Source organism: Mycobacterium sp. IDUB_28, assembly GCF_055419285.1.
In genome coordinates this window covers 224,312-237,656 of sequence record NZ_JBVAXK010000004.1, presented here as the reverse complement: position 1 = coordinate 237,656, position 13,345 = coordinate 224,312, and the positions used below count along the sequence as shown (strand labels likewise).

General features: G+C 65.7%; 13 protein-coding genes. 9 read left to right on the top strand and 4 right to left on the bottom strand.

The annotated features are described in order from the left end of the window. Positions 1-33: 33 nt before the first annotated feature. Positions 34-1,602, top strand: a complete 1,569-nt coding sequence (locus tag ACZYZ9_RS10530) for a phytoene desaturase family protein (protein WP_463826204.1) — start codon at positions 34-36, stop codon at positions 1,600-1,602. Here the strand turns inward: ACZYZ9_RS10530 and ACZYZ9_RS10525 are convergent. Together ACZYZ9_RS10525 and ACZYZ9_RS10520 are read right to left on the bottom strand one after the other, a co-directional pair. Further along, positions 1,599-1,928, bottom strand: a complete 330-nt coding sequence (locus tag ACZYZ9_RS10525) for a hypothetical protein (RefSeq protein WP_463826425.1) — start codon at positions 1,926-1,928, stop codon at positions 1,599-1,601. The two genes, ACZYZ9_RS10530 and ACZYZ9_RS10525, sit on opposite strands and share 4 nt — an antisense overlap. A gap of 5 nt (positions 1,929-1,933) precedes the next feature. Beyond that, a complete protein-coding gene (locus tag ACZYZ9_RS10520) occupies positions 1,934-3,484 on the bottom strand; it encodes a Rieske 2Fe-2S domain-containing protein (protein WP_463826203.1) in 1,551 nt (516 codons plus the stop codon). Positions 3,485-3,673: 189 nt separating this feature from the next. Here ACZYZ9_RS10520 and ACZYZ9_RS10515 point away from each other — a divergent pair, with 189 nt between their 5' ends. The 7 genes from ACZYZ9_RS10515 to ACZYZ9_RS10485 all read left to right on the top strand — a co-directional run bounded on the left by ACZYZ9_RS10515 (position 3,674) and on the right by ACZYZ9_RS10485 (position 9,333). Then, entirely contained in the window at positions 3,674-4,453 is a 780-nt protein-coding gene (locus tag ACZYZ9_RS10515; protein ID WP_463826202.1) for a lysophospholipid acyltransferase family protein, read from the top strand. Positions 4,454-4,456: 3 nt separating this feature from the next. Then, on the top strand, positions 4,457-5,218 hold the full coding sequence (locus ACZYZ9_RS10510) for a lysophospholipid acyltransferase family protein (protein ID WP_463826201.1): 762 nt from the start codon (positions 4,457-4,459) through the stop codon (positions 5,216-5,218). Between the two features lie 15 nt (positions 5,219-5,233). Continuing rightward, positions 5,234-6,019 (top strand): lysophospholipid acyltransferase family protein, encoded by a 786-nt coding sequence (locus tag ACZYZ9_RS10505; protein ID WP_463826200.1) that lies wholly within the window; start codon positions 5,234-5,236, stop codon positions 6,017-6,019. A 16-nt stretch (positions 6,020-6,035) separates the two neighbouring features. Continuing rightward, the gene (locus tag ACZYZ9_RS10500) at positions 6,036-6,854 is read left to right on the top strand and encodes an HAD family hydrolase (protein WP_463826199.1); all 819 of its coding nucleotides are present in this window, start codon (positions 6,036-6,038) and stop codon (positions 6,852-6,854) included. A 61-nt stretch (positions 6,855-6,915) separates the two neighbouring features. Then, positions 6,916-7,698, top strand: coding sequence for a hypothetical protein (locus ACZYZ9_RS10495; protein WP_463826198.1), 783 nt, complete (start codon positions 6,916-6,918; stop codon positions 7,696-7,698). After that, a complete protein-coding gene (locus ACZYZ9_RS10490) occupies positions 7,695-8,861 on the top strand; it encodes a glutathionylspermidine synthase family protein (RefSeq protein WP_463826197.1) in 1,167 nt (388 codons plus the stop codon). The genes ACZYZ9_RS10495 and ACZYZ9_RS10490 overlap by 4 nt, the downstream gene beginning before the upstream one ends. A gap of 13 nt (positions 8,862-8,874) precedes the next feature. Then, positions 8,875-9,333 carry a DUF350 domain-containing protein gene (locus tag ACZYZ9_RS10485; protein WP_463826196.1) on the top strand — a complete coding sequence of 153 codons (459 nt, stop codon included), beginning with the start codon at positions 8,875-8,877 and terminating at the stop codon, positions 9,331-9,333. Here ACZYZ9_RS10485 and ACZYZ9_RS10480 read toward each other — a convergent pair. After that, positions 9,330-10,853 carry a PE family protein gene (locus ACZYZ9_RS10480; RefSeq protein WP_463826195.1) on the bottom strand — a complete coding sequence of 508 codons (1,524 nt, stop codon included), beginning with the start codon at positions 10,851-10,853 and terminating at the stop codon, positions 9,330-9,332. The genes ACZYZ9_RS10485 and ACZYZ9_RS10480 overlap by 4 nt on opposite strands. Before the next feature lie 83 nt (positions 10,854-10,936). Then, complete coding sequence (locus ACZYZ9_RS10475) at positions 10,937-12,208, bottom strand: cytochrome P450 (protein ID WP_463826194.1); 1,272 nt, start codon at positions 12,206-12,208, stop codon at positions 10,937-10,939. Between the two features lie 112 nt (positions 12,209-12,320). Here ACZYZ9_RS10475 and ACZYZ9_RS10470 point away from each other — a divergent pair, with 112 nt between their 5' ends. After that, positions 12,321-13,337 carry an AraC family transcriptional regulator gene (locus ACZYZ9_RS10470; protein ID WP_463826193.1) on the top strand — a complete coding sequence of 339 codons (1,017 nt, stop codon included), beginning with the start codon at positions 12,321-12,323 and terminating at the stop codon, positions 13,335-13,337. Positions 13,338-13,345: the final 8 nt, after the last annotated feature.

Below are 13,345 nucleotides of genomic sequence, written 5' to 3'. Positions count from 1 at the left end.
TCCGCGTGACAGCCTCCGGTGCGGGAGGTCGCCATGTCTGACACGGGTAGTGACTACGACGCGATCGTGATCGGCGCCGGGCATAACGGGCTGACAGCGGCGGTGCTGCTGCAGCGGGCCGGGCTGCGGACGGTCTGCCTGGACGGCAAGCTCTACGCCGGCGGGATGGCCGCCACCGTGGAACTGTTCGACGGGTATCAGTTCGAGATCGCCGGTTCGGTGCAGTTCCCCACCTCGGCGCAGGTGATCAGCGAACTGGGGCTGGATGCCCTCCCGACCGTCGACCTGGAAGTCATGTCGGTCGCGCTGCGTGGCATCGGCGACGATCCGCTGGTCCAGTATTCCGACCCGATGAAGATGTTCGCCCACCTCAACGAGGTGCACGGCGCCGACGCCGTCGCCGGGATGGGGGGACTGCTGATGTGGGCCCAGGCGCCGACGCGGGCGCTGGGCCGGTTCGAGGCGGGCACCCTGCCCAAGACCTTCGACGAGATGTATGCCTGCGCCACAAACGAATTCGAGCGGTCCGCGATCGACGACATGTTGTTCGGTTCGGTGACCGAGGTGCTGGACCGTTACTTCCCGGATCGCGAAAAGCACGGCGCGATCAGGGGTTCGATGACCATGCTGGCGGTCAACACCCTGTATCGCGGCCCGTCCACCCCGGGCAGCGCCGCCGCGCTGGCCTTCGGGCTCGGCATCCCCGAGGGCGACTTCGTGCAGATGAAGAAGCTGCGTGGCGGCATCGGCGCGCTCACCGCGCATCTGGCCCACGTGCTGGAGGCGGCCGGCGGTGAAGTGCGGTTGCGGACCAAGGTCACCGAGATCCTCATCGCAGCCGGCCGGGTGACCGGCGTGCGCACCGAGTCCGGCGATACGCTGTCCGCCCCGATCGTCGTCTCGTCCATCGCACCCGACGCCACGGTCAACGACCTGATCGACCCCGCACTGCTGCCCGCCGACATCCGGGACCGGTATGCGCGCATCGACCACCGGGGCAGTTATCTGCAGATGCACTTCGCGCTGGACGAGGCGCCACAGTTCGCGACGCCGTACGAGGCGCTCAACGACCCGAGCCTGCAGGCATCGATCGGCATCTTCTGTACGCCGGAAGAGGTTCAGCAGCAATGGGAGGACTGCCGTCGCGGGATCGTGCCGGCCGATCCCACGCTGGTGCTGCAGATACCGTCGGTGCACGATCCCGACCTGGCGCCGGACGGCAAGCACGCGGCGTCGGCGTTCGCGCTGTGGTTCCCGATCGAGGGCGGCGTCGATTACGGGCAGGCCAAGGTCGAGATGGGGCAGCGGGTGATCGACAAGATCACCCGGCTGGCGCCCAATTTCGAACGCAGCATCATCCGGCACACCACCTTCACGCCCAGGCACATGGGAGTGATGTTCTCCGCACCCGGCGGCGACTACTGTCACGGGCTGCTGCACTCGGATCAGGTGGGGCAGAACCGGCCCGGACCCAGAGGATTCATCGGGCAACCCATTCCGGTCGAGGGGCTGTACCTGGGTAGCGCCGGCTGCCACGGCGGACCGGGCATCACCTTCACCCCCGGCTACAACGCCGGTCGGGCAGCCCTGGCCGATCGCTAGCCGCGAGCGTTCAGCAGTTCCTCGAAGCAGGCCAGGAACTCCTCAGGACGCGCCGGGGTGAAAGCCGGCTTCGAGCCCGGTATGTCCAGCGTGATCAACACCGACTTCAGCGGCCGGTACAGATCCAACGGCAACCAGCGGCGAAAGTCCGGACTGCCCCACACGTTGAAGCGCACCGTGAACAGGCCCAGCGACTCGACCTTGTAGGACCGGATCTGGTCGAGGCTGATCACCTTGGCGGTGCCGGACGGAAAATGGTAGCGGCGCAACGCGATCGCCATTTCGTCCAGTTGCACCACGCCGTCGTCGTAGCACAGGTCCGCCATCGTGCTCATGCCGGAGAACTCCTCAGCTCGTGACCGCGCGTGGTCAGACAGCGACCGTCGTCCAGCCGCCACTGCCACCCGTGCAGGTTGCAGGTCAGCGTATTGCCTTCTATCACACCGAATTTGGACAAGTCTGCCTTCAGGTGCGGGCAGCGGCGCTGAAACTCCCAGCCGTCCATGGTGATCGAAGCGGAGTCGTCATGCGACTCGGCGAACCAGCCGTCGGCGTAGGCGATCCGCTCCTCGGTCAGGCACTTGAAGAACGTGTACAGGTATTCGTTGTAGCCGCCGACCCGCCAGGCCCGGAACCGGGTGGACAAAAAGATGGTGTTCACCCAGTCGGGTTCGTCGTCGCGCAGCACGGTGCGTACCAGTTCGGGCGCGATGGCAAAACCGTAGCGCACCTTCTCGTCGGGAATGCGTTCTCGCACCGCACGTTTCGGGAAATCCAGTACCACGGTCTCGGGGCCGAGCACCAGCTCCACCGGATAGCCGATACCGTCGCAGATCTCGTTGCTGGCCAACATGATCGGTTCGAACAGCGCCCGCAGCGGCTCCAGCAGCGGCTCACCCGTCGGCGGCGCCCAGGTGGCCTTCTCGGCGGCCAGCACCGGCGCCATGCGCTCGGCGAAGTCGGCGATGTAGGCCGCCTTGCCGGTGGTGAAGATCGCCTCGACCTGCTCGGTGGGCAGCGGATGAGTCAGCGAATCGAGGGTCGCGCCGGTGAAATCCGCGACCGACCCGGGCATCATCAACAGACCACCGTCGTGCCCGTGGCGGCGCATCTGGTCCAGGAACACCATCTGATCCGGGAAGATGTTCGCCGGATCGTCGCGGTCGTCGTTGAGGTGACGCAGTTCCGGATCCAGGAAGCATGGCGGGCCGGCCGACGGCACCACCCAGGTCGCTCCCACCTGGGCGATGTACTGGCGCGCCCGGTCCATCTGCCGCTGCCGCTTCTGGGTGCCGAACGCCTCCTTGGCGCGCGCCGGCATGTCGTAGACCATCGGGTACCAGATCGCGCCGGAATACTGCAGCAGGTGCACGTCGATGTCGCCGAAGTCAGCGGCCAGCACGTCCAGATCGACCGGGCGTGCGTCGTTCATGTTGAACACGGTGGTGTCGCCGTCGGAGACCACCAGCGCCGAGTCGCCGATCGGACCGTCGGCGGGGGCCCGCAGGGCGATGATCATGATGTCGAGGTCACCCTTGGGCCCGGACAATCGGTGTTGCACGGAGTCGGTGGTCTCGAAGAACCGGCGGAAGCCCAGCTTCTCCAACTCGTTGCGCAGGTCCGGCACCGGGAAGTCGGGCAGCAACACCACCGCGTCCTTGTTGACGTGGGCGGTCAGCAGCTTGGCGTCGAAGTGGTCTTTGTGCAGGTGCGACACGTACAGGTAGTCGCAGTCGCCGAGGGCGTCCCAGTCCAGCCCGCTGTTGTCCGGGAACGGCACCCACGACGCGAAGTACGCCGGGTTGACCCACGGGTCGCACAGAATGTTGCCCGCGCGGGTCTGGATCCGAAAGCCGGCGTGGCCGACGCTTGTGACCTGCACAGATACCTCTCGGGGGGCGGTTTCTTTCGTCACGAGCTTACGTGAATCACCGGGTCGGGTCCTGCCACAGCCGTTAGTGGTAGTGGATGCGCAGCGGGTCGGCGGCACCGCCGTGGCCGGTCAGGAGTGCGCGTCCCAAGTCAGGGCTCGCCACCTCTGTGCCAGCTCGGCGCACTAGGCTGGATTGCTGTGGAACCGGCTTACGGCACTGCCATCACGATTGCCCGCCTGATATTCCGAGTGCAGGGACTGAAGATCACTGTCACCGGGGTGGAGAATCTACCGACCACCGGGGGTGCCGTCGTTGCGATCAACCACACCGGGTACCTGGACTTCACGCTGGCGGGCCTCCCGGCCTATCGGCAGAAGCTCGGCCGCAAGGTGCGGTTCATGGCCAAGCAGGAAGTGTTCGACCACAAGTTCACCGGGCCACTCATGCGTGCCTTCCGCCACATTCCGGTGGACCGGGAAAGCGGGGCCGCCTCCTATGCCGCGGCCGTCGAGAACCTGAAAGCCGGCGAGCTGGTCGGGGTGTATCCCGAGGCGACCATCAGCCGCAGTTTCGAGATCAAGGAGTTCAAGTCCGGAGCGGCCCGCATGGCGGTGGAAGCGGGGGTGCCCATCGTTCCGCACGTCATCTGGGGCGCCCAGCGGATCTGGACCAAAGACCACCCGAAGAAGCTGTTCCGGCCCAAGGTGCCGATCCAGGTCATCGTCGGTGAACCGATCGAACCCACCCTGCCCACCGCCGAATTGACCGCCCTGCTGCATTCCCGGATGCAGCATCTGCTCATGCAGGCCCAGGAGCAGTACGGGCCGCACCCGGCGGGTGAGTTCTGGGTGCCGCATCGGCTCGGCGGTGGCGCCCCTTCGATGGCCGAGGCGGCGCAGCTGGATGCCGAAGAAGCGGCGATGAAGGCGGCGCGCCGGGAAGAGCGAGCTCATCCCACCGGTTCCGCAGAGCACTGACCCGTGGCCGAACCCGTCTACCGCGCCAGCGAATTCGTAGCCAGGACGTTCCTCCGGCTCACCGGAAGCCGCGTCACCTACCTCGGCGACGAGAACGTGCCGGCCCAGGGCGGGTGTGTGGTGGCGATCAACCACACCAGCTACATCGACTGGGCGCTGGCCGCGCTGGCTTTCCGCAGGCCCGGGGGGCGGCGGGTGCGGCCCATGGTCAAGATCGAACTGCAGCAGGTCAGGATTGTCGGCTTCATGATGAAGCACAACAAAGCCATCCCGGTGGACCGCAGCGCCGGTGCCGACGCCTACGCGGCCGCGGTGGAACGGTTGCGCGAGGGTGAGGCGGTTGCCGTCTTCCCGGAGGCCACCATCAGCCGCAGCTTCGAGCTCAAGGACTTCAAGAGCGGCGCCGCCCGGATGGCCATCGAGGCCGACGTGCCGATCGTCCCGATCGTCGTCTGGGGCTCCCAGCGCATCTGGACCAAAGGCCTGCCGAGGCAGATCGGCCGCAAGAAGGTGCCTATCACCGTGGCGATCGGCCCGCAGTTGCAGCCGTTGCCGGACGTCACCGGAACCACCGAACTGTTGCACGAGGCGATGACGTCACTGTTGCACCAGGTGCAGCAGAACTATTCTCATCCAACTGGCGAAAATTGGGTGCCACACCGCCTCGGCGGTACGGCGCCGACCTTGCAGGAGGCTGCGCAGATGGATGCTGACGACGCGGCGCGTGCCGCCGGGCGCAAGTCCCAGCGGCCGCGCTCGGGGTGAAGGGAGAAGTCGATCATGGCTGAGCCAGTCTTCCGGTTTCTTGAGTATCTCGTGCCGTCGGCCATGGCGCTGAACGGCAACAAGATCACCTACTACGGCCTGGAGAACATTCCCGAACGCGGCGGTGCGATCATCGCCCTCAATCACACCAGCTACGTGGACTGGATACCCGCGTCGTTGGCCGCCAAAGAGCGCAAACGTCGGCTGCGGTTCATGATCAAGGCCGAGATGGCCGAAGTGAAGGCAGTCAACTACGTGATCAAGCACATCCACCTGATCCCGGTGGACCGTAGCCAGGGATCTGAGGCGTACGCGGTGGCGGTGCAGCGGTTGCGAGAAGGCGAACTGGTGGGGGTGCACCCCGAGGCGACCATCAGCCGCAGTTTCGAACTGCGCCAGTTCAAGACCGGCGCGGTGCGGATGGCGATGGAGGCGAACGTGCCGATCATCCCGATGATCGTGTGGGGCGCCCACCGGATCTGGCCCAAGGACCACCCCAAGAAACTGGTGCGCAGTAAGGTCCCGATCACCGCGGCGATCGGCCCGCCGCTGTGGCCGATGGGCAGTGTCGATGAATACAACGCCACGCTGCGGCAGGCGATGGAGTCGATGCTGTACTGGGTGCAAGAGCAGTACCCGCACCCCGAAGGCGAGTACTGGGTGCCGCGGCGCCTCGGCGGCAGTGCGCCGACCCCGGACGAATCGAAAGAATTCCGCATCGCCGAACTGGCCGAGCGCGCACAGAAGCGCGAGCAGAGCGGTGCGGCGTCGAAGAAGCGCAAAGAAGGCGGACCACGCTGACGACACCCGGATCCCCTTGCTGAACCCACCCCGGCTCATCGGGTGCGACGTCGACGGCACCCTGTTCAACGAGGACGAGACCCTCACCCCCCGCACCCGTGCCGCGGTGCAGGCCGCAGTCGCCGGCGGCGCCCACTTCGTGTTGGCGACAGGTCGTCCGCCGCGCTGGATCAGGCCGGTCGTCGAGGCCCTCGGTTTCGCGCCGACCGCCGTGTGCGCCAACGGCGCCGTCATCTACGACCCCGAACACGATCGGGTTATCTCGGCACGCACGCTGTCCGTCGAGACGCTGGCGGCGCTGGCCGACATCACCCGACGGGTGATACCCGGAGCCGGGCTCGCGGTCGAGCGGATCGGCGAACGCGCACACGACTCGGCGACCCCGCAGTTCATCAGCTCACCGGGTTACGAACACGCGTGGCTCAACCCGGACAACACCGAGGTCTCGTTCGAGGACCTGCTCAGCGCGCCCGCGGTCAAGCTGCTGATCCGCAAGGCCGGCGCCTCCAGCGCGGAGATGGCGGCCGCGCTGGCCGGGCAGGTCGGCGACGAAGGTGACCTGACGTATTCCACCAACAACGGTCTGCTCGAGGTGGTGCCGCGCGGCATCAGCAAGGCCACCGGCCTGGCCGCAGTGGCCGAGCCGCTGGGAATCAGCGTCGCGGACGCGATCGCCTTCGGCGACATGCCCAACGACGTACCGATGCTGCTGCGGGCCGGCCGGGGTATCGCCATGGGAAACGCGCATCCGGAAGCGCTGGCCGCGGCCGACGAAGTCACCGCGTCCAACACCGACGACGGTGTCGCCCGCGTGCTGGAACGTTGGTGGTCTTGATTTCCGCTGCGATGTGGGAGACTGCCCGCGTGGTCGCGATTCGGGGACCGGAGGGCAGCTAGTGGGGTCAGAGGCAGACCCACCGGACGGCGGTGGGTCCGAAGAACGCGAATCCGGTCCGCTCGGACCCGACGAGCCGAACCCGCAGCCGCCGCCAAAGCTGCTGCCGCACGGGAAGATTGAGCCGCCTGCGGCGGGTAAGCCGCCAGGGCCGCCGAAGTTGCTGCCGAATACCCCGCCGAGTCCCCCGGACGGGCCGCGCAAGAGCGCCTTCGGTGCGAACCGTCCGGCCAAGCCGCCGCGGGAGCGGTCCGCCATGCCGCCGAAACCCGTCGGCGGCATGCACTTCCAGGACGCGGCCACCGCGAAGCCCCGACCACCGACCCCGGCGGAACTGCGGGCCCGCCAGAAATACGAAGACCAGCAGCGCGAAGCGGAACAGGCACGGCTGGCGGCCGAGGCTAAGCGCAAGCGGCAGAAGCGCATTCTGATGGGTTCCGCGGCCGCCGTCGGGGTGGTGGGACTCGTCGCGGGTGTCGGTTACTGGCTGCTGACGCCGGATCACGTGACAGCTCAATGTGTTCAGGACGATCCGAGCGGTCAGCCCGTGATCGTCCCGGACAGTTATTGCACCGGTCACACCGCCGGCCTGAACGGCTTCTTCTTCTGGGGTGGCCACCAGTACCGCTACTACTACGGCAGCTCGGGTTCGGTCGGCCAGCGGCCCACCGGTGGGACCACCAGCATTCCGAAGGGGGCGCACGTCACCACCAAGTCGGGCAGCACAATTCAGCGTGGCGGAATCGGTGGCAGCGGCGGCAAGGCCGGGAGCGGTGGTTCGTGAAGCGCGGCAGGACGCAGCCGCGCCCGAACTGGCAGCAGACGGTGCAATCGCAGGGCCTGGTCTATGGGACGCCGGCGCGTGACGCGGGAGGTGCCGACCGGCCGTACTGGGACGAGTCGGTCTACTACGAATTCGAGATGGACGAGATCCTGGCACTGGAAGCCGATGTCGAACTGCTGCATTCGATGTGCCTGAATGCCGTCGAGCAAGTGGTGCTGATGGAGCGGTACTCGGATTTCGGCCTGCCGGAATGGAGTTGGCCGCATGTGGCCGAGTCGTGGCGTCGTTCCGACCCACATGTCTACGGCCGCTTCGATTTACGATACGACGGACGACGGCCGGCGGTGCTGCTCGAATACAACGCCGATACGCCCACCACGCTGCTCGAAGCGGCGATCGTGCAATGGTATTGGCTCAAAGACAAATTCCCCCAGGATGACCAGTGGAATTCCTTGCATGAACAACTGGTCGACCGCTGGAAGACAGTCCGGGATCTGTTGCCCAGCAACGAATTACACTTCGCCTGGTCCGGTGTCGAGGCCACCGGAGAGGACCAGATCACCACAACCTACATGATGGAGACAGCGGCCGAAGCCGGCTTCCAGGCGGTCGGGCTGCTGGTTGAGGACGTGGGCTGGGATTCGGCGCTGGAACGGTTCGTGGACTTGGCGGAGGATCCGATCCGGGCCATCTTCAAGCTGCATCCCTGGGAGTGGGTGCTCGACGACCAATTCGGCAAGCACGTGGTGTCCAGCCTGCCGCAGACGATGTGGATAGAGCCGTTGTGGAAGACCCTGTTGTCGAACAAGGCGATCCTGGCGGTGCTGTGGGAAATGTATCCGGGGCACCCGAACCTGTTGCCCGCCTACCTCGATGATCCGCACGAGCTCACCGAGTATGTGCGCAAGCCCAAGCTGGGTCGGGAGGGCGCCAACGTCACCGTCGTCGGCGCCGGGATGGAGACCGCCACCGGCGGCTTCTACGGCGAAGAGGGTTTCGTCTACCAGTTGCTGGACCCGCTACCGGAATTCGACGACATGCGGCCCGCGCTGGGCGCGTGGGTCGTCGGTGACACCTCGGCGGGGCTCGGCATCCGGGAGACCGCCGGCCTGATCACCGACGACGGCGCGGCCTTCGTCCCCCACCGAATCCCTCTGAAGTGAACGGAGATCACCGATGACGACAAGCGTTGTGGCGTTGCCGCATTCGGACTACTGGAGCTGGCTCGGTAGTGGTGCCGCGGCCATCATCCTGTACTCGATCCTCGGGTTGGTGCTGATGATCATCGGGTTCTACGCGATCGATCTGACCACGCCGGGGCCGCTGCGAAAGATGGTCAATGCGGGAAAGCCCAACGCGATCATCGTGTCGGCGGCCGGAATGGTCAGCATGGCATTCATTGTGGTGGTGGCGATCTACTCGTCGTCGGGCAATCTGGCGGGAGGTCTGCTCGCCTCGGCGGTCTTCGGGCTCGTCGGAATCACGGCGCAGGTGGTGATGATGCGCATCGCGGCCCTGGTGATCGGCATCGACATGCACGGCTTGTTCTACGACGACGCGTTCAGCTACGACGCGTTGATGGTCGCCGCCGCGCAGTTCGCACTCGGGATTGTGGTGTCGGTAGCGATTATCTAGGACGGTGTGATGGCCAGGGCGAGTTGCTGGGGCGCGTAGTTCACCAGCAGCGGTATGAGGCCGGAGAACGGTGTGCCGAAAATGGTGACTGGAATGGTGGTCCCCGGAATGGTCAGCAGAGGCGTCGGGATATCGGGCACATTGATATCGGGCACATTGATGGACGCAGTGACCGGATGGGGCGGAACGAGTAGCCCGTCGGACGGCAAGTGCAGCACGACGCTCACGTCGATGCCGAGCAGCGGTATCGGGACGTTGATCGTTGTATCAATAGCCGTGTGGCCGTTGAGGAAGCCGTTCAAGGCCATTGCCGGCGCATCGAACAGCGTGGCTGCCGCCCCGAGATAATCGCCCGCTGCCAGTGCCTGCGCGAAAGTCTCTGCGCTGGTCGCTACCGCATTCAGCGTCGCCAGCGGTGCACCTGCCGCGGCGTAGGTAGCGACGAGCGGCAATCCGAAGAATGCTTCAAGCGTTGATGCGGGCAGGTTCAGTAGATGCAACTCCACTTCGGCCGAGATGCTCGGGACGGTCAGCGTATTGATCACGTTGGTGATGTTCTGCGCCACTTGCCGCGGAATGGACGGCGGGATCAGATCGGTCAGGTACTGCGCCTCTTGTCCGGGAATGTTCATGATGGTGAACAGATCCCCGAGCGGACCGAGCAGCGTGGGATGCAACGTCGCAGTGATGTCGGGAACAGTGCCACCGATCGCGACCTGGCCGGGGGCGACACCCGTGACCAGTAGCCCCAAGGCGGCCTTGCCGAAGTCGCTCACCGCACCGGTGAAGTTGCCTGCCAACAAACTCTGCGTCGCAACCCCCAAGCCCGATACGAAGTTCGGCAAGCCCGTGACGAGCCCGGTGATCCCGCTGATGCCCGCACTGACGAACGTCTGAGCGAACCCGGTCTGTACCGCGATGAACTGCTGGAGGAAGGCCGCCGGGTTGAAGGACAGCGCCTGCCGAATGGCGGCCTCGATGGCCGCCGGCAGATTCGGCAGGTTGGCCGGGAAGTTCGCAATGGCAGCCGCGATCTGCTGGGCATAGCCCTGCTGGTTGGCGAGGAACTGCCGCAGGAACGGGAACGGGTTCGCGGCCCATGCACTACCCAGGGACTGCAGGTTGGTGACCGTATTGGTGAACAGTTGCGCATAGGCCCCGCCCGGAGCTGCAGCGGCACCACCGGCCAGCAGCGACTGGAACGGCACATTGACCGCACCGGCCAAAGTCTGTTCGGCATTGGCGATTTCGGCGCTGAGGTATGCGGCCGAGCTGGTGTTCAGCAACCGCACGAAGTCCGCATGGAAGGCCGCCGCCTGGCTGTGGACGGCCTGGAACTCTTGGCCGAAGCTGCCGAACAGGGCCGAGACGGCGGCCGAAATCTCGTCGGACGCCGCGGCGGCAACCTCGGCAGTGGGGCCGGCGGCGGCCCCGGTTGCTGCCTGCAGACTGGAGCGGAGGTCAGCAAGACTGTCGGACGCTGCGACCATCAAGTCCGGCACTGTGTACACGACTGACATCAGGCTTCCTCCCGCAGACCACTCGCGCTCGTTGAACGGAGCCTATGTCGCGGCGCCTGCCTACGGTGCGAATTCGCGAAACCTCAGCGTTGTAGGCGCAACGGCACCGACACCGGACCTCGAAGCGACGGGGTGGTGCACCACCGCACCGGTCCGGCCAACTCCAGCCCGTCGACCTCGTCGAGCAGGCAGTCGATGGCGGTGACGGCTTCGAGCCGGGCGAGATGTGCGCCCAGGCAGAAGTGCAGACCGTGGCCGAATGCCAGATGCCCCGTCGTGTTGCGATGAAGGTCGAATCGGTCGGGGTCCGCGAACTTCTCCGGATCCCGATTGGCTGAAGCGTAGAACAGCAATGTCCTTGCGCCTCTGGGTATTAACGTGTCGCCCACCTGATAGTCGACGGTGGCGGTTCTGGTCACCCACTGCACCGGCGATCCCCACCGCGCTGTCTCCTCCACGGCGGCTGGTAGCAGGCTGCGATCTGCTTTCAATTCGGCGAACAGGTCTGGTTCTTCGGCCAGCCTCACGAGCAGCATGCCGAGCAGGTTGGTCGTCGTTTCGTTGCCGGCCACCAGCAGGACCAGCACGTAGAGGAACGCCTCCTGTTCGGACAGCTGACCGGCGGCCGTCGCCGCCTGCAGGAGGGTCATCAAATCTTCAGCGGGTTGCGTTGCCCGACTGCGCATTTCGGTGTCAGAGAAGCAGCGCAGCCGCAGATAGGCCTGCATCGCCGATCCCATCAAGCGCACGATCTCCGACAGACTCTGGGGACCGAAGATCTGTGCGAACTTTTCCGAGACCGCCCGAAATCCGGGCCATTGCTCCCGCGGGATGCCCAGGATTCTGGCGATCACGTTGATCGGCATCGGAACCGTCAGTGCCGGAACCAGATCGACGGTTCGTCCCGCATTCAGGCCGGCGACCGCCTCATTCGCCAACGCACGGATCTCGGCCGTCCAGGTCTGAACGGCACGTTTGCTGAATAAGGGCGCGACGACGTGCCGCAGTCGGGTGTGATCCGGGGGGTTGCTGAAGATCACCATGTTGGCTACGAACGAGCGCAACATGATGCCATCCCGCGACGAGAAGATGTCACTGCACCGCACCGTGGAGTGCACGTCGTCATAACGCCCGAGCATCCAGACGCCGAGCCGCTCGTTGACGACAACAGGATGCTCGCGCAGACGCGCCAGTGCAGGGTACGGGTCGGCGATGTTCGCCGGCAGGGTTGGATCGAACGAGGTGCGCGGCACCGCGGCAGGCGCTGAATTCGGCCGCGGTCGCCGCAGGTCCCGGTATCCACCGGTGGCGACGGGACGCCACAGATCGCCGACGGAACTGTACGCAGCCGACATGAGGGCGCGCGGGCTAGGTCTGAGGAGATCGGTTGCCACAACGACGACGTTATGCCCAGCTCAACAGTGCGGGAAGGCCCGAACCGGACAGGTATTTGATATTTTCAGACACGTGGCGACCTCGTCGGCGAACTGGGATGTCGCCCTGTCCTCCGCTACGGGGCGGCATGTTCTGGAAACCGCACGACGGCACGGACTTGTCCCGGCCGTCTGTCTGGCGGGTACCGGACTCACCGCTGCGGACCTCGCCGATCCGGCAGCCGAGGTGTACGCCTCCCAGGAGCTGACGATGATCCGCAATCTGATTGCGCGATTGGGTGACCAACCCGGTCTCGGCATGGAAACCGGAATGCAGTACAACTTGGCCGACACCGGCATCTTCGGCTACGCGTTGATGGCCAGTCCAACCTTCGGGGACGCGATCGACGTCGCGTGCCGCTACGCCGCCCTCACGGATACCTATCTGCGCCTGGTCGCCCCGGCGGTCGATGACGTCGAGGCGGTCCTCGTCTTCGATGACGCGCGGGTGCCCCGGGACGTTCGGCGATTCATGCTGGAGCGGGACTTCGCGATCATGTTGCGGCTGTTGCCACTTCTGCTGGGCGTCAACCACCCGCCCTTCGCCGTGCGAGTGGAGTTCGCGGACCTGCAGTTGCCGGTCGAGACGGTGCAACTCGACAAGCTGACCGTAATGGTGGAGAACACCTCGCGCAGTGCCTTGGTGATGCCGGCGGCCCTCATCGATCTGCCGATGCCAGCGGCCGACGCGCAGACCGCGGCGATCTGCATCCGGCAGTGTGAGGACCTGCTGAACCGGCGTCGTGTCCGCACCGGGGTTTCCGCGGCCGTCCGCACGCGAATCATTCAGGACTCCAGGGCAATTCCGCCGATGAGTGCCGTCGCGAAGGATCTGTGCATCACCGAGCGAACCCTGCATCGTCGGTTGGCCGCGGAAGGTACGAGTTACCGCGCGCTGATCGACGAGGTCCGTGCCGCGTTGTCGACTGAATTGCTCCGGTCTGGGCTGACGGTCGGGGAGACCGCACGCCGCCTCGGCTATGCCGAGACGGCCGCATTCACCCGCGCCCATACCCGGTGGTGTGGGCATCCGCCTAGTCGGCATAGGTGAAATCGGCT